The sequence below is a fragment of the Aurantimicrobium minutum genome, from assembly GCF_002355535.1.
In the GTDB taxonomy this organism is placed as follows: domain Bacteria; phylum Actinomycetota; class Actinomycetes; order Actinomycetales; family Microbacteriaceae; genus Aurantimicrobium; species Aurantimicrobium minutum.
Genome location: NZ_AP017457.1, coordinates 908,042 through 925,915, shown reverse-complemented (window position 1 = coordinate 925,915; position 17,874 = coordinate 908,042). Strand labels below are relative to the sequence as shown.

The following is a 17,874-nucleotide window of genomic DNA, read 5'->3' as shown; positions in this document are numbered from 1 at the left end:
ACGCATGCTTTAGGAGCGGTATTCTCGTAGTGTGTTTGGTTTGACCTTCGAGAAATTACTCATCATCGGGGTAATTGCTGTCTTCGTGATTGGTCCCGAACGCCTGCCTGCGTACTCCGCAAAATTTGGTCAGTTAGTGCGCAAGCTCAAAGAAATGACCACGGGCGCAAAAGAACGCATCAAAGAAGAACTCGGTGACGATTTTGATGAGGAAGAGTGGAAGAAACTCGACCCCCGCCAGTATGACCCCCGTCGTATTATCCGTGAGGCGCTTCTTGATGATGCACCTCAATCAGCCCCAGTCATTGCGCCTGCAGTAGTTGCGAAGAAAGCGGTACCTCGCGACGCAAATGCGGCTACCCCCTTCGATATCGAAGCTACCTAAACTGCTCTGTGGCAGCCCGCCAAGTGATCGTCAACGAGACCGCCAGATTGCATCAGCGCATACATCGTGGTTGCTCCCACAAACTTAAACCCCTGCCTTTTGAGGGCTTTGCTCAGCTGTTCTGATTCTGTTGTTACAGCAGGAACTTGTGCCAAAGTTTGGTAGCGCACCTGCTCATCTCCAGCACACGCATTTGCGCGCTGCCTCGACAGTGGTTGAAATGACCAGATGAGATCATGGAGCGCACCTGGTTGCTGCGCAATCATCTGCTGTACTGCCTGCGCATTAGAAATGGTCGCTTCGATCTTTGCTCGATTACGAATGATGCGTTCATCACGCATGAGGCGTTCTACATCATCAGTAGTGAACGCAGCAACGGCATCGATATCGAAGTTGTGAAATGCATCACGAAACCCTGGTCGCCGTTTCAAAATGGTAATCCAGCTCAGACCAGCTTGGAATCCTTCGAGAGAAAGCTTTTCGAAGAGTTTGTGATCACCGAGAAGCTTCACGCCCCACTCTTCATCGTGATAGCGAGCATATTCGGGATCAGTTCCAACCCAGCCACAGCGAGCGAGGCCGTCTTCGCCAATCTCGAGATCTTTATAAGCCATTACTTGTATTCGATGCCCTCAATGTCCAAGAGTTGAATCTTGGTGGGAACACCAGAACCACCGGAGTAGCCGGTGAGCTTGCTGTTGCCAGCAAGAATGCGGTGGCAAGGAACAATGATCGGCACAGGGTTTGCACCCACAGCGCCTCCCACAGCACGAGCTGCCTTGGGGTTCCCCGCACGTGTTGCCAGGTCGCCATAGGAGGCGTGGCCACCATAAGGAATAGCCAGAAGTTCGTGCCAAATGGCTTGCTGGAACGGCGTTCCCACAAGTTTGACTGGAACATCAAAGTCTTTTCGTGTGCCAGCGAAGTATTCGCTCAGTTCCTTGATCGCTTGGGTGATGACAGCATCAGGGGTACCCGGACGACCACCGTGTTGAAGACGCCCGTGAGGAGAACCCTCGACACCCTCGATGCTCAAGAAGGTGATAGCTTCACCGTCGCTCGTGAGCTCGATGCGTCCGAGGGGGGAGTCAATTGTGGCAAAGGTTGCGCTCATGTGCTGATTCTTTCAGAGAGGGACGCAGGCGTGCTGCTGTTGAGGTATGCCCGAGGAGAAAAGCCTGTTTGAAGCAAGATAATCCGCTCCAACTGGCGCGTAGATATGGACAGTGCAGCTGCATATTCCTTAATGGAGTGTGCAGGATGTTGCTGGGCGAGAATCACTAATTGCGAAGCAACGAATTCGTGGAAGGCCTGGTGCGGGGCGGTGAGTTGATCAGGTCTACATCGTTTACAGGGGCGCAAACCGAGAACTTGGGCATCCTGCGTTGAGTTGAGATACACCACGTTCTCGGGCCGAGGAGTTCGTGAAGGGCACCCAAAACGACAATAGATTCCTGTCGTGGTCACTCCGTAGAACTGTGGTGTGGGCATATCCCAATTCTTGCGCGATTGTGTCCTTGAGGGCATATACACGTGCGACATCTCATTAACACAAAGGTGGGGGCGCCGCCTTATGCAGACGACGCCCCCAGTTGGGATACTGACATCTTGCGGATGATTTCGTCAACCTCCGCCAGAGTCAGAGTCTCAATACTTAGACGATACGAGCACCCTCTTTGAGGACACCCTCAAGGATTTCACGCATTTCTGCGAATTCCTTGGGACCAATCGTCAGCGGTGGTGCAAGCTGAACAACGGGGTCTCCACGGTCATCTGCACGACAGAACAGACCTGCGTCATAGAGGGCCTTGGAGAGGAATCCACGGAGCAAACGTTCGGACTCGTCATCGTTGAAGGTTTCCTTGGTTGCCTTGTCCTTGACGAGCTCGATAGCGAAGAAGTATCCGTCACCACGAACGTCACCGACGATGGGAATGTCGAGCAGCTTCTCGAGCTCGGCGCGGAACAGTGGCGAGTTGGTGCGCACGTTCTCGTTGAGCTTCTCTTCTTCGAAGATGTTGAGGTTTTCCAGAGCAACAGCTGCTGACACGGGGTGACCTGCGAAGGTGTAACCGTGAGGGAAGTAACTGGTTCCCTTGGAGAAGGGCTCATAAATCTTGTCGGAGATGATGGTTGCACCGATAGGGGAGTAACCACTGGTCATACCCTTGGCGCAGGTGATCATGTCGGGGACATAACCGTAGGCGTTGCAGGCAAACATTTCACCGATACGACCGAAGGCACAAATAACCTCATCGGAAACCATGAGCACATCGTGCTTGTCGCAGATTTCGCGGACACGCTGCATGTATCCGGGAGGTGGAGCAAATGCACCACCGGAGTTCTGCACGGGCTCGAGGAAGACAGCTGCAACAGTGTCGGGACCTTCGAACTCAATCATTTCTTCAATGCGGTTAGCAGCCCACTGACCGAATGCATAAAGGTCATCTTGGTGCTGTTCAGCACGGTAGAAGTTGGTGTTGGGCACGCGGAAGGTTGAAGGAACCAAGGGCTCAAACATTTCCTTCATCGCAGGGATACCTGTGATGGAGAGAGCACCCTGGGGTGTTCCGTGGTAAGCAACCGAGCGAGAAATCACCTTGTGCTTGGTGGGCTTACCCATCTTCTTCCAGTACTGCTTAGCTAGCTTGAACGCAGTCTCAACTGCTTCACCACCACCGGTGGAGAAGAAGACCTTGTTCAAATCGCCTGGTGCGTAGTCAGCGAGACGATCTGCAAGCTCAATTGCGGAAGGGTGTGCGTACGACCAGATGGGGAAGAAGGCGAGTTCTTCAGCTTGCTTTGCAGCAGCTTCAGCCAAGCGCTTGCGTCCGTGACCGGCCTGGACAACGAACAGACCCGAAAGGCCGTCGATGTAGCTCTTGCCCTGAATGTCCGTGATCATGTGACCGTCACCCTTGACGATGATGGGCACACCATTCTCGTGCATCACTGACTGACGAGTGAAGTGCATCCAGAGGTGGTCATTGGCCTTCTTCTGAAGGTCCTTGTTGTTGTATACCGGTGCGGTGTAGGGCTTCTCTGCCGATACATGCGCTGTGGGTGCAGCAACGTGTGCTGCTTCTTTTTTCTTCCGTGATGTGAATAACGGCATTTTTTATCGCGTTCCCCAGTTGTATAACTGTTTGTGGAGCTTGAGGTATACGAATGTTTCGGTTGAAACAACGCCCTCAAGCTTTCGGATCTGCTCATTCAGAAGATTGATCAAATCATCATCCGATTCGCAGACAACTTCAGCCATGATGTCGAATGATCCTGCCGTGAGCACGACATAATCAACTGACTTCATGGCGGACAATTGGTCAGCAATTGCTCGGGTATCACCTGAACAGCGCAAACCAATCATTGCTTGACGGTAGAAACCCAATTGCATGGGATCTGTCACGGCGACTACTTGCATGACGCCTGCGTCTGTGAGCTTTTGGACACGTTGGCGCACAGCTGCTTCAGAAAGACCGACAGCCTTACCGATTTCGGCGTAAGACCTGCGTCCGTCCTCCTGTAACTGCTCGATGATGGCCTTGGATACCTCATCAAGTTGTGCGGTACGTGACTTAGAGTTCATGGGCTTGATTCTGGCACTAAAAATCCACCGAGGCAAGTGAAACCGCAGAAATCTCTATCGAAAACTACGAAATCCACAGGATTACCCTTTATTTACTATCGTTATTCGTCATATGCTGTGTTTATGAGTGCACACACTTTCACTAACTTTGTTAATGGCAAATTCGTCGAATCCAGCTCTGACGAGCGACTAGAGATTCTGAACCCGGCTACCGAAGAGGTTTATGCAACCAGCCCGGTCTCTAATGAGAAGGATGTTGCCGACGCTTACAGCGCAGCGGCAACAGCTTTCGAAAGCTGGGGTGAGACCACTCCCAGTGAGCGTTCGCTAGCGCTGTTCCGTATCGCAGATGCCATGGAAGCTCGCGCACGTGAGTTCGCCGAGGTCGAGTCCAAGGACACCGGTAAGCCACTCGAGACACTCGTGGAATACGAGATCATGCCCTCGGTTGATCAGATTCGTTTCTTTGCCACCGCAGCCCGCCACCTCGAAGGCAAGTCCGCGGGCGAATACATGGCTGACCACACGTCCATGATTCGTCGCGAGCCCATTGGTGTCATTGGTCAGGTCACGCCCTGGAACTACCCCCTTAACATGGCGGTGTGGAAGTTTGCTCCAGCTATTGCTGCCGGTAACACCATCGTGCTCAAGCCCTCTGACACCACCCCAGCCTCTACCATGTTGTTGGCGGAGATGGCTTCAGAGTTCCTTCCCGCGGGTGTCTTTAACGCGGTGATGGGTAACCGTGACACCGGAAAAGCAATGGTGGAGAATAAGATTCCACAAATGATCTCCATTACCGGTTCTGTTCGTGCCGGCATGGAAGTAGCAAAGAGCGCAGCAACGGACCTTAAGCGTGTTCACCTAGAACTTGGTGGAAAGGCTCCCGTCATCGTCTTTGACGATGCCGATATCCCTTCAGCAGTCGAAGGAATTGTGGGTGCTGGTTACTTCAACGCTGGACAGGACTGCACAGCAGCAACTCGTTTGCTGGTGCAAGAAGGCATTTATAACGAGTTCATGGCAGAGCTGGTCAAGTATGCACGTGCTAACGCGATCACCGGTTCACCTCTTGACCCCACCACCATGTTTGGACCGGTCAATAATGTGAACCAGCTTGCTCAGGTTCAGGGTTTCATTGAGCGCTTGCCAGATAATGCGGTCATTGAATTAGGTGGTCAACGTCAGGGAGATAAGGGTTACTTCCATGAAGCAACCATCATTTCTGGGCTGAAGCAAAACGACGAGGCTATTCAAAACGAAATCTTCGGCCCCGTGATGACTGTGCAGAAGTTCACTGATGAAGCGCAGGCACTCACCTGGGCGAACGACGTGAACTACGCACTAGCGTCCTCTGTGTGGACCCAAAACCACGGCCGTGCGATGCGCATGGCAAAAAAGCTGGACTTTGGTTGCGTGTGGATCAACACTCACATCCCCATCGTTGCTGAAATGCCTCACGGTGGTTTCAAGCACTCCGGTTACGGCAAGGACCTCTCCGGATATGGCTTTGATGACTACACACGTATCAAGCACGTGATGAGTTACATCGGAGACTAAACCGGTGAAATACCCAGGTTGATACCTGCACGAGATGGCCCGCTGTGAGCAATCACGCGGGCTAACTCGTTAATGGCGAGTGCTGCAGGGTCTGCTGGGTGTGAAAGGACAATAGGTGTCCCCTGATCTCCGCCTTCACGCAAACCCAAGCTCAGCGGAATTCTGGCCAGAACTTCTATTGCTTTGTCTTGGCCGATGCTCAGCTCGTGGGCAACGGCATCGGCGCCACCTTGACCAAAGAGGGCTATGGCTGAACCATCTTGCAACACCAGAGGACCCATATTCTCAACAACGCCCAGGATGCGTTGGCCTGTCTGGCGTGCCACGACGCCGGCCCGCACGGCAACCTCACTGGCAGCACTTTGCCCCGTCGTCACAACGAGCACCTCGGCATTGGGAAGCTGCTGGCCGACCGTGATGGCCACATCGCCGGTTCCAGGTGGAAGGTCTAACAACAAGAAGTCGAGGTCGCCAAAGTAAACATCGGTGAGGAACTGCGTAATGGTGCGCTGCAACATCGGTCCGCGCCACGCAACAGCAGCATTAGCGTTCTCCACGAACATGCCAATGCTGATGACCTTCACATCGTGACCTACAGGGGGAACAATCATGTCATCAAGTCGCGTGGGCTTAGCGGCGACCCCGTCTGGAGCTAGCCCCATCAGAGCAGGAATCGAGAAACCATAGACATCGGCATCAAGGATTCCCACGCGGAATCCTTGATGGGCCAGGGAGGCGGCCAGATTCGCTGTCAGGGTTGATTTGCCCACGCCGCCTTTTCCGCTAGTGACAGCAATCACACGGGTGAGTGTGCCGGGACCGAACGGGTTCTGCTTGGGACCACCGGGACGAAGGTGTGCGAGCAGTTCGGCACGCTGCTCAGCGGTCATCACTTGAACATCAACAGCCACCTCGGTTACACCGCTGACGCTGGCTGCGGCAGCACGAACATCGCTTTCGATTTTCTGTGCTGCTGGGCAGCCAGCAATAGTGAGGCGCACTTCGACTTGAGCAACGCCATTCTCAGCAGAAACAGCACCAATCATCCCCAACTCAGCCAAGCTACGACGAAGCTCGGGATCAATAACTGATCCCGCAGCTTCGCGAACAGCGTGAGAAAGGTTGGTCACGTGTTAGGTAGTCGAACGTGAAGCCGGACGAGTCGCTGGCTTAGCGGAAGCCTTCTTGGCGGCAGGTTTGGTGGGGGCTTTTGCAACAGGCTTGCTGGGGGCGGGAGTTTCTTCCTTGTCCAACTCTTCCAAGAGAGCGCGAAGCTCAGCCTTGATGAAGTCCTTGGTGGCAACATCTTTCATGGCCAGGCGCAGTGCTACAACCTCGCGAGCGAGGTATTCGGTGTCAGCAAGGTTACGCTCAGCGCGCTGACGGTCCTGCTCAAATTGCACGCGGTCACGGTCATCTTGACGGTTCTGTGCAAGCAGAATCATCGGCGCTGCATAGGAAGCCTGTAGCGACAGGATCAGTGTCAGTGCGGTGAAGCCGATGGCATAGGAGTCAAAGCGCCATGCAGGTGGAGCAAACGTGTTAAATCCCATCCAGACAATGGCAAAGATGGTGAGACCCAGAAGAAACCAGGGCGTACCCATGCCGCGAGCGATTGCTTCAGTGAAGCGCCCGAAACGGTCACGAGAACGGTTGGGGCGTGGGTTGAGCGCGCTGAAGCCTTTGGGGGAGTCGAAGCTTTCATCGTGACGGTTGAATCGTGCCATATCAGCCCCTCCTTCCTCGGCTTGCGGGCTTAGCTGCTGGTGCAGCGCTCTTATTTACTGGACGCTTTTTAGGCGTGCGTTTATTCGGTGTGGTTTCTGTTTCGTCATCATCGTGACTACGCCAGTCATCTGGCAGCAGGTAGTCAAGAACGTCATCGACGGTGACCACACCAACAAGGCGGTGGTTCTCATCAATAACTGGAACAGAAACCAGGTTGTAACTGGCCAAAATACGTGACACTTCAGGCGCTGGAGTATCTACCGAAATGGGCTCAAGACCTGGATCGATGAGAGCCCCGAGGCGCTCGTGTGGGGGATAGCGCAGCATGCGCTGGAAGTGCACCATTCCTAAGAAGCGACCAGTGGGTGCTTCATAGGGTGGCAAGGTAATGCAGACTGCCGCTGCCAAAGCAGGAGCAGTCTCATTACGGCGAATCATGGCCAAACCTTCAGCGACAGTGGACTCAGCCGAGAGGATGATGGGCTCAGGCGTCATCAAACCACCGGCGGTATCAGCACCAAAGCTGAGTAGAAGACGAACGTCATCCGCTTCCTCAGGCTCCATCAGCTCAAGGAGGTGCTCACCACGTTCTTCAGGAAGCTGTGCAATGAGGTCGGCAGCATCGTCAGGTTCCATCTCGTCGAGAACGTCAGCAGCACGTTCGTCGTCGAGTTGAGACATAATCTCGACTTGGTCACTCTCGTCCATCTCTTCAAGGACGTCAGCAAGGCGGTCATCTGGGAGTTCTTCAGCAACCTCGAGCATGCGCTCTTGAGGCAGATCCAGCAAGGTTGTTGCCAAGTCAGCAGGACGCAGCTCAGAGTAGGACGCAATCAGTGCTTCAGCAGATTGTGATTCACCGTCGTTGGTTTTCTCGGTAACGAGAGACCAGGGAACAAGTGCCGTGGGACCCTTAGCAAAAGGGGCGCCGCTTTGACGGGGACGGCGAACAAAAAGCTGGTTAATTTCCCACTCGCCTGGACCGGTTTCTTCAATCGAGGCGTCCTCGATGATTCCTTCACCGGAGCCGTCATTGAAGGTGACCTTGCGGCCTAAGAATTCTGCAAGGAGGCGAACTTCACCGCCGCGCTGTTCAAACTTGCGGTCGGAAATAGGGCCGGTGGTGATGACCTGTCCACTGCCGATGCTGGACACGCGACCAATCGAGATAAAGACACGACGCTTACCGGGCAGCTCAGCGAGCAAACCCACCACGCGGGGGGCATTGTCTTTGCGGTACACCACGAGGACATCGCGAATGCGACCCAGGCGGTCACCCGCGGGGTCGAATACGCCACTACCAGTCAGGCGCGCAACAAATACTCGTGTTCCAGTCACGTCTCTAACTTAGCCCGTTAAGGCCTGTTTGCGCCCCTTGAGAGGCGCAAACAGGTGGTGAATTCTGCGTTTAGATCAGTGCATCACTGAGGTGATTGGGTGTACCAAAGCGGTGTGCTGTGATGCTCACTGCTTGCTCGCGCAAGAAGGGCAACATTTCAATACGACCTGCTAGCAGCACCGGTCCGGCGTAGACAGCCAAGTCGGGGCGGCCGTTGGTTGCTGCGGTCACCTGTGATGCGCTTCCACCAATGAGGCGAATGCGAGCATTTGTCAGCTCTGTTTCTGCCAAGCTGGCCAGCCAGGACTGGTCTGAGCGCTGGTCAACACGAATACCTGTTGCCTGCAAAGCCCACAGGTACTTCTCGCCCAATGTGGTGGGAACAGAGATGGTGAAGTCTGATTCGGCACGTAGTGCAGCCAGCACAACTCGGAAGAGCTCTACCGGGTTTCCCTGCTCCATCAGGCGAATCTTGGTGGGAACGCTGCGGTAGCGGAACACGTTGCGCTCGACGCCCAGTTGGGAAACATCAATTGCTTCGCCGAACTCGGTGGCCCAGGCGAACTGGTCCAGGCTCGCTGCTTGGCGAATCCAGGACAGTTCCCCACCATTGAGAGTTTCTGAGCGCTCAATAGCGTCAATGAGCGTGGTGACAAACTTCGAGACGGGAGCAATACCAATGTCTTGCGTGGGGGCAATTTCCCAGTTCCCTAAGCCCATGAGGTAGTTCGGTCCACCAGCTTTGGTACCCGCGCCAACAGCAGACTTCTTCCAGCCGCCAAAGGGCTGGCGTTGCACGATTGCACCGGTGGTACCGCGGTTGACGTAGAGGTTGCCGGCTTGGATGTTCTCCAACCAGAGCCCAATCTCATCTGAGTTGAGAGAGTGCAAACCTGAGGTGAGGCCGTAATCAATGGCGTTGACCATGTCGATGGCTTCTTCCAGTGTCTTTGCCGTCATGATTCCGAGAACGGGGCCGAAGTATTCGGTCAAGTGATATTCACTGCCAGGCTTGACGCCATCTCGCACACCAGGAGACCACAGCTTGCCGGAGTCATCGAGTTGCTTGGGCTCAACAAGCCACTTCTCGCCCTTGCCCACGGAGGTCAAAGCGGAGAGCAGTTTGCCCTTGGCAGGTTCAATGATGGGGCCCATCTGGGTGGTGGCATCCTGCGGGTAGCCAACCTTGAGGCTGGCAACACCGTCAAGTAGTTGGTTGCGGAATCGCTGCGAAGTGGCCACAGAACCGACCAAGATCACCAGCGATGCTGCTGAACACTTCTGACCGGCGTGACCAAAGGCAGAGTAAATAACATCTTTTGCCGCCAAGTCGAGGTCTGCGCTCGGGGTGACAATGATGGCGTTCTTTCCGCTGGTTTCTGCCAGTAGAGGCAGATCATTGCGCAGAGAACGGAATAGCTCAGCTGTTTCATAACCACCGGTGAGGATCACGCGATCAACCCGGGGGTCCGAGACCAGCTTGCTGCCCAGGGCACGATCGCCCATGTTGACCAGTTGGAGTACATCACGAGGAACACCGGCCTCCCAGAGAGCTTCCACCATGACCGCGCCGCAACGTCGCGCCTGTGCTGCAGGCTTGATGATTACGGGGGATCCTGCGGCCAAAGCTGCCAGTGTCGAGCCGGCCGGAATCGCAACGGGGAAGTTCCAGGGTGGGGTGACCACTGTCAGTCCGGCTGGAACAAAGCTCGCACCGGAGATGCGCTCGAGCTTTTTAGCTTGCTCGGCGTAATAGTGAGCGAAGTCAATAGCCTCGGTTACTTCAGGGTCGGACTGGTCGAGTGTCTTCCCTGTCTCGCTAGCAGCAACTTCCATCAGTTCTGCGCGGCGTGCTTCAAGAACTTCACCGGCACGGTGAAGGATTTCTGCACGCTCAGCGGCAGACTTCTGTCGCCAGCTCGCACCGGGGCCGGTCGCGGTTGCAAAAACCTGCTCAAGCTGTGCTTCGGTGGTGATGGTGTGCTGCGCAACGGTCTCATTGCCCAGCTGAGAGGAAGCAATACGGGAAAGAATTCCATCACCCCAGGCACGGTTTGCAGCAATGGCAGGGTCAGTATCGGCAGCGTTTTTGAACGAGTCAGTAGGCATAGGCTCGGCAGGCTTCGTGCGGTCTTGCACGCGGTGCGAGGCAGGAACACTGTCATCGAGCTCTGCAAGCGAGTTCAAGAAGCGTGTCTTTTCACGTTCAAACAGCGCTTCGTTAGCTGCCAGTTCAAACACGGCAGACATGAAGTTGTCTTGAGAGGCGCCCTCTTCAAGGCGGCGAATTAGATAGGCAATAGCGACATCAAACTCTGCAGGGTGCACAACAGGGGTGTAGAGCAAAAGTCCGCCGACGTCCTTCTTGACCGCTTCGGCTTGCCCCTGAGCCATACCCAGCAACATTTCGAATTCGATTCCTGACTGCACGCCACGCTTGTTTGCCAGAAGCCACGAGTAGGCAACATCGAAGAGGTTGTGGCCGGCAACACCAATGCGGACATTCTGAATGCGCTCTGGGTGTAAGGCGTAGTTAATCACGCGCTTGTAGTTGGTGTCGCTGTCCTGCTTGGTGTGCCAGGTCGCTAGAGGCCAGTCGTGCAGTGCTGCCTCAACGCGCTCCATGGGAAGGTTGGCTCCCTTCACCACACGAACCTTGATGCCGGAACCGCCGCGTGCACGGCGCGCAGCAGACCACTCCTGGAGCTGCATCATGGCAGCAAGAGCATCTGGTAAGTATGCCTGAAGCACAATGCCTGCCTCGAGGTTCAAAAGCTCTGGACGGTCCAGGATGCGGGTAAACACCGCGATGGTGATGTCGAGATCTTTGAACTCTTCCATGTCCAAGTTGATGAACTTAGGAGTGGGGCTTTCAGCAGCAAGGTGGAACAGGGGGAGCAAGCGCTCAACCACATGCTCAACGTCCTGCTCAAAAGCCCAAGCAGAGTGAGGTGCAACAGTGGAAGAGACTTTGATGGAGACGTAGTCGACATCATCGCGGGCCAGAAGTGCGCGTGTGCCTTCCAAGCGGCGAGCTGCTTCGCGCTCGCCGAGGACGGCTTCACCAAGCAGGTTGACGTTGAGGCGAATGCCTGGCTTACGGAGCTTGGCAATAGCTCCACCGAGTTTGGCGTCGGTTGCGTCCACGATGAGGTGCCCAACCATGTTGCGCAGTACCTTGCGAGAGATAGGAATAACCACTCCTGGCATCAGGGGTGCAAATGCGCCACCGAGGCGCACTGCGGCCCGCATGTACCAGGGGAGGAAGCCAGGGACCTTGGGGGCAAGTTCACGAAGGTTGTGTGCTGCGACCTTGAGATCTTCGGGGCGAACAACGCCATCGACGAAGCCCACGGTGAAGGCCAGTCCGGTGGGATCTTTCAATACTCCCCCCAGCATGACAGCGCTGGAATCAACAGGGAATCCTTGTGCTTCCGTGAGCCATTTGCGCACAAGCGCGATGGAATCATTGGCCAGTTCAGGAGAGTATGCGTCTGCGGTCATGTGTATAGTCTGGTGGGCAAAAGACTTTAGATAAAGCGCACATTAGTTACTATTACTCATTAGTAATACTTAACTATTGAGAGGTGCTCATGCTTGATCTGCGACGACTGCGTCTGCTACGGGAGGTTAAGCTGCGCGGCACCCTGGCCGAGGTAGCAGAGGCCCTCAACTACAGCCCCTCTGCTGTGTCACAACAGCTCGCGCTCTTAGAGAAAGAGGTGGGCGTCCCCTTGCTGCGCAAGAGTGGACGCCGGGTTATCTTGACGCCGCAAGCAGAGATTCTTGTAAGCCACACCTCCACGGTGCTGGAAGTGCTCGAGCAAGCAGAATCAGAAATCACGACCTCTCTCGAGCGCCCTGCTGGTTTAGTTCGACTCGCCCTCTTCCAGTCAGCAGCCCTGGCATTACTCCCAGAGGCATTGACGCTACTGAAGAAAGAACATCCGCAGCTTCGTTTAGAAATAACCCAGCAAGAACCAGAAGCAGCACTGCATGCCACCTGGGCTAGAGACTATGACTTGGTTATTGCGGAGCAATATCCGGGCCATGCTGCTGCTCGGCATCCCGAGTTGGATCGTATTGACCTCACCACTGACCCCATTCGACTGGGGGTTTCCTCGAAACTCAGAGCAGAACATTCGATTTCGTCACTTGCTGACACTGCTGGGCTTCCCTGGGTCATGGAGCCACGCGGAACGGCATCGCGTCACTGGGCAGAACAAGCCTGCCGCCAAGCAGGTTTTGAACCTGATGTGCAATTTGAAACTGCTGACATCCAAGCCCATATTCGCTTGGTCGAGTCCGGTAACGCAGTTGCGTTACTGACAGGTCTTGCCTGGGTCGGACGAAAAGTGACCGTCGATTTGATTGATCTTCCCGGCAACCCGCGCAGAACAGTATTCACGGCAGCACGCAGGGCAAGTGCGGGAAGCCCCGCTATCCAAGTCTGTCGGGATGTTCTCTCAAGAACTGCAGAACTGGTTAACCCTGCCGCGCGTTAACCGGAGACTTCCACGCCCACCACAGCAACAGCAGCTGCAAAGGCAGACGCACAAACGCGATAACCGTCAACAGGGTGTTCCCTGCCCCAATTGTGCTGAAGGCAAACCAAATATTGGCAGGCCAGATTGCCAGAAGCGTTAGCACCGTGACCGTGGGCGCCCAACGGGCTCTGAGAAGAAGTCCGACAACACACACCAGTTCGACCACGCCGCTGACATAGACAACCCCGAGGTTGACTCCTTCCCCCAATTCAGGTGGCATCAACCACAGAAATCCTTGAGGAGTAACAAGGTGGAGAAAACCGCTGAGACCTAACAGCGCAATGACTATCCAACTACCAACACCGCGCTTAGTCATAGTTACTTCCGCTTCTTCTTGGCCAGTGACTCTACTTTGAGCTGTGCTGCTTTAGCTGCCTTGGTTGCCGCCACATGGGGGGCGAGCCAGGCCTCAACGTCATCCGCTGTTCTCGGAAGTGCAATGGTCAGGTTTTCCGCACCGGTGGCGGTCACCAAAATATCGTCCTCAATGCGCACACCAATTCCGCGATATTCCTCGGGGACAGTGAGGTCATCGGGCTGGAAGTACAGTCCGGGTTCAATCGTGAAGATCATGCCTTCCTTAACGATGCCGTCCATATACATTTCACGGCGGGCTTGAGCACAGTCGTGCACATCAATACCGAGGTGGTGGCTGGTGCCATGCACCATATATCTCCGGTGATGCTGGTTCTCGGGAAGAAGCGCCTCTTCAGCTGTGACCGGAAGAAGACCCCACTCTGAGGTTTTCTGGGCAATAACAGCCATCGCGGTGTTGTGAACATCACGGAAAGTAATCCCCGGCTTCACAATGGCGAAGGCAGCATCTGCGGCTTCGCGCACGGCTTCATAAACCTTGCGCTGAACCGGGGTAAAGGTGCCACTGACGGGCAGTGTTCGTGTCACATCAGCGGTGTAATAGCTATCGCGTTCAACACCTGCATCAATGAGAATGAGGTCGCCCTCATTCACGACGCCGTCGTTAGTGACCCAGTGCAAGATGCAGGCGTGCGCACCACTGGCAGCAATAGTGCCGTAACCAACACCATTACCCTCCAACCGAGCGCGAGAGGCAAAAGCTCCCTCGATGAGACGCTCTCCGCGAGTATTCCCAGCAACTGCTGGCAGAACACGAGCAATATCTGCAAACCCGCGAATACTGGAGGCTACTGCTTCGCGCATTTCCGAGATCTCATACTCGTCCTTGACCAGACGCATCTCGGAAAGATCGCGAGCAAGGTCCTCAGGAATTTCGGTCACGGACTTATCTGCTTCCGGAAGCTCATCGAGGTGCTTGGTTGAAATACCCAGATCACCGGCAACCTGAGCTAAGGAGGGCCGTGGGCCTATCCAAAACTCACCAATGTCACTGTTTGCATAAAACTCATCCGAGTCACGACCTGCTCGTTCGCGGAAATACAAAGTTGCTGCGTGACCTGTGGCAGTGGGTTCCATTACCAAAACTGAGTCAGGTTCAGAATCTGAACCCCATCCCGTGAGCCAACTAAAAGCTGAATCAGCACGGTACGGATAAAAGGTGTCATTACTACGACGTTTCATTGGCCCGGCAGGAATAACAATGCGCTTTCCCGGGTGAGCTTTACTCAGCGCCCCACGACGCGCAGCGGCATATGAGGCCTGTTCACGCGGTGAGGGAATCTGCTCTGGCCGATCTGCCCAGTTGCTCCCGATGTATTTCTGGAAAGTATCTGATGCCGGAGTAGTCGACCTGTTTTCGGTGCCGAGAGGGGCTTCGTGCTGGGCATCTTCCGCGTTCATGCTTCTAGTCTGTCACCGTCTGTTGGGAAAAGGCTCAGCATGTCCCCAGCCAGGCATAGAGTGAAAGGGTGGAAGCATTTTTACGAGCCCAAAGTCCTATCGACTTGCATCTCCACAGCAATGTCTCAGATGGCACTGGCTCTCCGGCAGACGTGGTGCGCGAGGCACACGCTGCTGGTGTGCGCACGATGTCGTTGACAGACCACGACACCACTGCTGGCTGGGATGAAGCGCGTGAAGAATGCCTGCGTTTGGGGATGACTTTCATCCCCGGTATGGAGTTCACATCTCGTATTGAATACGGCAGCATCCACATTCTGGCGTATCTTTTCGACCCCAACTATGCACCTTTGGTTGAGGAACTCAAGAAACTACAAAGTGACCGCGAAAATCGTCTTCGCCAAATGACAGAAAACGTCTCTGCAGACTACGACATCACTTGGGACCATGTTTTGGAGCAGGTCTCAGCCTCTGGGAAATCCGTGGGTCGCCCCCACCTTGCTGATGCGTTGGTTGCTCGGGGCATTATTTCTGAACGTAGTGAAGCATTCTCAGGAATCCTCTCTAAAGACGGGCCGTACTACGTTTCTCAATATGCCCTCGACCCTCTCTCTGCTGTGAAACTGATTAGATCTGCCGGTGGTGTTCCCGTGATGGCTCACCCCACCACGAAGGGGCGTGTGGCTCCGATGGAATACATTGATCGCCTGATTGATGCAGGTCTCGGTGGTTACGAAATTGAACACCGGGAAAATATGGAACCAGGCAAAACGATTCTTCGTGAACTGTGTGAGGAACGCGGTCTGATTATCACTGGCTCCAGTGATTACCACGGCACGGGTAAACCCAACCAGCCAGGAGAGAACACTACAGAACCTGAAATGCTTGCTCGCATTATTGAGCAGGGAACAGGTTCTGAACCAAGTTATCCAGAGTAAAAGGCAGATTTGCCTTTTATTGTCGAAGCGATGCTCGGGATATTGCCATCGCCGTAGGCAGCAATAACTTCAGTAATCACTACCTGGTAGCCGTCATACCAGCGAGCAACTTTCCCCTTAGCTTCTCGATGATTTCCAAATCGGGCGAGTTGAGTGAGCGCTTCTTTGGTTTCGAAGTAGTAGATCGAATTCTTGATATCCGTCTCGGGTTTAACCCACTTTTCCACACCCAAAAAACCGGGAAGCTCAGCGACGAACTGTTCTATTGAGTCATCGAGGACATGGAACTCGTCATCGTAGGTTCCAGGATTAAATATGAACTGGACAGCGTACATAAGTTGGCTTCCAAATAGAGTGAACAGTATGCCTAATCACAGTACAGTGACCCCCGGTCATCGTTCTGCAGCAAAAAACACGTCTTTTGGTAAGAAATATGCCGGCCTCATCTTTGGCTTTATTGGAATTGCTTCCTTCTCTTTCTCTTTGCCAATGACAAAGATCGCTTTGCTTGGATTCCCTCCGGTCTTTCTGGGCGCTGGCCGGGCAGCAGTAGCGGCAGGTATTGCTGCGATTGTTCTCGCTGTGACGCGCTCCGCACTTCCACGCGGAAAGCAGTGGGTTCGGTTGGGGGTCGTTGCACTCGGTGTTGTGGTGGGCTTCCCTTTCTTCACCTCGTTTGCGCTTGAGCACGCACCTGCTTCACACGGTGCAGTGGTGATCGGGTTACTCCCCGCAGCAACGGCAGTTGCTGCAGTCATTCGCGGCAAGGAACGCCCCTCGAAAACCTTTTGGGTTGCTTCGATACTTGGGGCGATAGCAGTTGTTGTCTTCTCAGGACTCACATCAGGAGCTGGATTCTCACTCGAGCTGGGTGATGTGTTCTTCCTAGCTGCCGTTGTCATGGCAGCTATTGGTTATGCCGAAGGTGGCATGCTTTCTCGAGAAATTGGATCATGGCAAACAATTAGTTGGGCACTGATTGTGGCATTGCCGGTGATGTTACCCATGGCCATCACAAGTGTCTCCGGTTTGGAGTGGGCAAGCGTTCCTGCTTTAGCGTGGATTGGTTTTGCCTATATCGCGGTGATTTCGATGTATCTGGGATTCTTTGCCTGGTATCGGGGACTCGCTATTGGGCCCATGGCGTCAGTGAGTCAGATTCAATTACTCCAACCGCTTTTGACGATTTTTTGGGCAGCACTGTTTTTTGGCGAGAGTGTAGGTTTCGCTGAGTGGGTTGCGGCAGCGGCAGTTATTGCCTGTGCTGCAGTGGCAGTTCGTGCGCGCGTGAAAACAGTGAGCAAGGAATAACTACCAGCTGACCCAGCCGAATTTTCCAGTGCCTACGGCAATGATGATGCAGTAAATAGCAAAGAAGACTGCTACAACGCCCAGGATTTTGAACTGGTGATCCATGGTGAACCGGAACATTTTGTCCAAAAAGACTTCGGCATGCTCGCGTCTAATCAGTCTCCAAATGGGGGGCAAAATAACGCCAATGAGCGCGATCAGATAGACAAGCAACGCCGTGGGAACCTTGAACCAAATATCAACTTTGCTTGCGGCAATGTCATGGAGTGCGGGAATCAACAGGGCAAAGCTGGTGACATCCTTGATGCTCAACGCAAAAGCAACGCCGAAGAAAGTGACTGGTCGTGCCTTGTTGAGGCCTTCGGTGAGGCGAACTTCGGAACTTTTCGCAAGTTCAGGGTGAGGCATAAACAGCCACGTTGCCGAGGCGCCTAACACGATGCCAACAATGAGCCAGATAGCTCCACTGAGGGGCGAATCTTGGCCTCTGTTATCCGCAGGCAATGAAGCAAACCCGAACAACAAGAGAGAAATAGCGATGGCAAATGCAAGACCGGCACCAATGGCTGTGGCAATAGTCCGAGAGACCCAGCGTGGAGATACGGCAGCCACAAGCTGCAAACCAAATAGCGAGGGAGTGAAAGCGGCACCAATAGCCAGAGGAATCACTCGGAAAAGTAACTCTATTTCTTCCTTACCCATAA

The 17,874-nt window shown here is 54.3% G+C and carries 18 protein-coding genes; 5 read left to right on the top strand and 13 right to left on the bottom strand.

Annotated elements, in window-relative coordinates; genetic code table 11:
- Positions 1-31 precede the first annotated feature (31 nt).
- Positions 32-385, top strand: coding sequence for a twin-arginine translocase TatA/TatE family subunit (locus tag AUMI_RS04530; protein WP_096381806.1), 354 nt, complete (start codon positions 32-34; stop codon positions 383-385).
- Here the strand turns inward: AUMI_RS04530 and AUMI_RS04525 are convergent.
- The 5 genes from AUMI_RS04525 to AUMI_RS04505 all read right to left on the bottom strand — a co-directional run bounded on the left by AUMI_RS04525 (position 382) and on the right by AUMI_RS04505 (position 3,971).
- Positions 382-999 (bottom strand): DNA-3-methyladenine glycosylase I, encoded by a 618-nt coding sequence (locus AUMI_RS04525; RefSeq protein WP_096381804.1) that lies wholly within the window; start codon positions 997-999, stop codon positions 382-384. The two genes, AUMI_RS04530 and AUMI_RS04525, sit on opposite strands and share 4 nt — an antisense overlap.
- Positions 999-1,499, bottom strand: a complete 501-nt coding sequence (locus tag AUMI_RS04520) for a methylated-DNA--[protein]-cysteine S-methyltransferase (RefSeq protein WP_096381801.1) — start codon at positions 1,497-1,499, stop codon at positions 999-1,001. Before AUMI_RS04520 ends, AUMI_RS04525 begins: the two co-directional genes overlap by 1 nt.
- A complete protein-coding gene (locus AUMI_RS04515) occupies positions 1,496-1,876 on the bottom strand; it encodes an Ada metal-binding domain-containing protein (protein WP_197702049.1) in 381 nt (126 codons plus the stop codon). Before AUMI_RS04515 ends, AUMI_RS04520 begins: the two co-directional genes overlap by 4 nt.
- Positions 1,877-2,039: 163 nt before the next feature.
- Positions 2,040-3,359, bottom strand: coding sequence for an aspartate aminotransferase family protein (locus tag AUMI_RS04510; RefSeq protein ID WP_231951874.1), 1,320 nt, complete (start codon positions 3,357-3,359; stop codon positions 2,040-2,042).
- Between the two features lie 144 nt (positions 3,360-3,503).
- The gene (locus AUMI_RS04505) at positions 3,504-3,971 is read right to left on the bottom strand and encodes an Lrp/AsnC family transcriptional regulator (protein WP_096381795.1); all 468 of its coding nucleotides are present in this window, start codon (positions 3,969-3,971) and stop codon (positions 3,504-3,506) included.
- Between the two features lie 123 nt (positions 3,972-4,094).
- On the opposite strand from AUMI_RS04505, the gene AUMI_RS04500 reads away from it, so the two are divergent.
- Positions 4,095-5,531, top strand: a complete 1,437-nt coding sequence (locus tag AUMI_RS04500; protein ID WP_096381792.1) for a gamma-aminobutyraldehyde dehydrogenase — start codon at positions 4,095-4,097, stop codon at positions 5,529-5,531.
- On the opposite strand, the gene AUMI_RS04495 is transcribed toward AUMI_RS04500, so the two are convergent.
- From AUMI_RS04495 to AUMI_RS04480, 4 genes are all read right to left on the bottom strand, one after another.
- Positions 5,528-6,661 (bottom strand): Mrp/NBP35 family ATP-binding protein, encoded by a 1,134-nt coding sequence (locus tag AUMI_RS04495; protein WP_096381790.1) that lies wholly within the window; start codon positions 6,659-6,661, stop codon positions 5,528-5,530. The two genes, AUMI_RS04500 and AUMI_RS04495, sit on opposite strands and share 4 nt — an antisense overlap.
- 3 nt (positions 6,662-6,664) lie before the next feature.
- Complete coding sequence (locus tag AUMI_RS04490) at positions 6,665-7,258, bottom strand: DUF1003 domain-containing protein (RefSeq protein WP_096381787.1); 594 nt, start codon at positions 7,256-7,258, stop codon at positions 6,665-6,667.
- 1 nt (position 7,259) lies between these two features.
- The gene (locus tag AUMI_RS04485; protein ID WP_096381785.1) at positions 7,260-8,597 is read right to left on the bottom strand and encodes a magnesium transporter MgtE N-terminal domain-containing protein; all 1,338 of its coding nucleotides are present in this window, start codon (positions 8,595-8,597) and stop codon (positions 7,260-7,262) included.
- A 70-nt stretch (positions 8,598-8,667) separates the two neighbouring features.
- On the bottom strand, positions 8,668-12,102 hold the full coding sequence (locus AUMI_RS04480; protein ID WP_096381782.1) for a bifunctional proline dehydrogenase/L-glutamate gamma-semialdehyde dehydrogenase: 3,435 nt from the start codon (positions 12,100-12,102) through the stop codon (positions 8,668-8,670).
- An 89-nt stretch (positions 12,103-12,191) separates the two neighbouring features.
- Between AUMI_RS04480 and AUMI_RS04475 the strand changes: the two genes are divergently transcribed.
- Positions 12,192-13,103 carry a LysR family transcriptional regulator gene (locus AUMI_RS04475; protein ID WP_096381780.1) on the top strand — a complete coding sequence of 304 codons (912 nt, stop codon included), beginning with the start codon at positions 12,192-12,194 and terminating at the stop codon, positions 13,101-13,103.
- Here the strand turns inward: AUMI_RS04475 and AUMI_RS04470 are convergent.
- Positions 13,084-13,461, bottom strand: a complete 378-nt coding sequence (locus AUMI_RS04470; protein WP_096381777.1) for a DoxX family protein — start codon at positions 13,459-13,461, stop codon at positions 13,084-13,086. The two genes, AUMI_RS04475 and AUMI_RS04470, sit on opposite strands and share 20 nt — an antisense overlap.
- A gap of 2 nt (positions 13,462-13,463) precedes the next feature.
- Positions 13,464-14,921: an aminopeptidase P family protein gene (locus AUMI_RS04465; protein ID WP_096381775.1), complete on the bottom strand. Its 1,458-nt coding sequence runs from the start codon at positions 14,919-14,921 to the stop codon at positions 13,464-13,466.
- Between the two features lie 68 nt (positions 14,922-14,989).
- Between AUMI_RS04465 and AUMI_RS04460 the strand changes: the two genes are divergently transcribed.
- A complete protein-coding gene (locus AUMI_RS04460) occupies positions 14,990-15,859 on the top strand; it encodes a PHP domain-containing protein (RefSeq protein ID WP_096381772.1) in 870 nt (289 codons plus the stop codon).
- On the opposite strand, the gene AUMI_RS04455 is transcribed toward AUMI_RS04460, so the two are convergent.
- Positions 15,847-16,194, bottom strand: coding sequence for an antibiotic biosynthesis monooxygenase family protein (locus AUMI_RS04455; RefSeq protein ID WP_096381770.1), 348 nt, complete (start codon positions 16,192-16,194; stop codon positions 15,847-15,849). The two genes, AUMI_RS04460 and AUMI_RS04455, sit on opposite strands and share 13 nt — an antisense overlap.
- Positions 16,195-16,222: 28 nt before the next feature.
- Here AUMI_RS04455 and AUMI_RS04450 point away from each other — a divergent pair, with 28 nt between their 5' ends.
- On the top strand, positions 16,223-17,170 hold the full coding sequence (locus AUMI_RS04450; protein WP_096381767.1) for a DMT family transporter: 948 nt from the start codon (positions 16,223-16,225) through the stop codon (positions 17,168-17,170).
- Here AUMI_RS04450 and AUMI_RS04445 read toward each other — a convergent pair whose 3' ends face one another.
- Positions 17,171-17,872 (bottom strand): GAP family protein, encoded by a 702-nt coding sequence (locus AUMI_RS04445; protein ID WP_096381765.1) that lies wholly within the window; start codon positions 17,870-17,872, stop codon positions 17,171-17,173.
- Positions 17,873-17,874 lie beyond the last annotated feature (2 nt).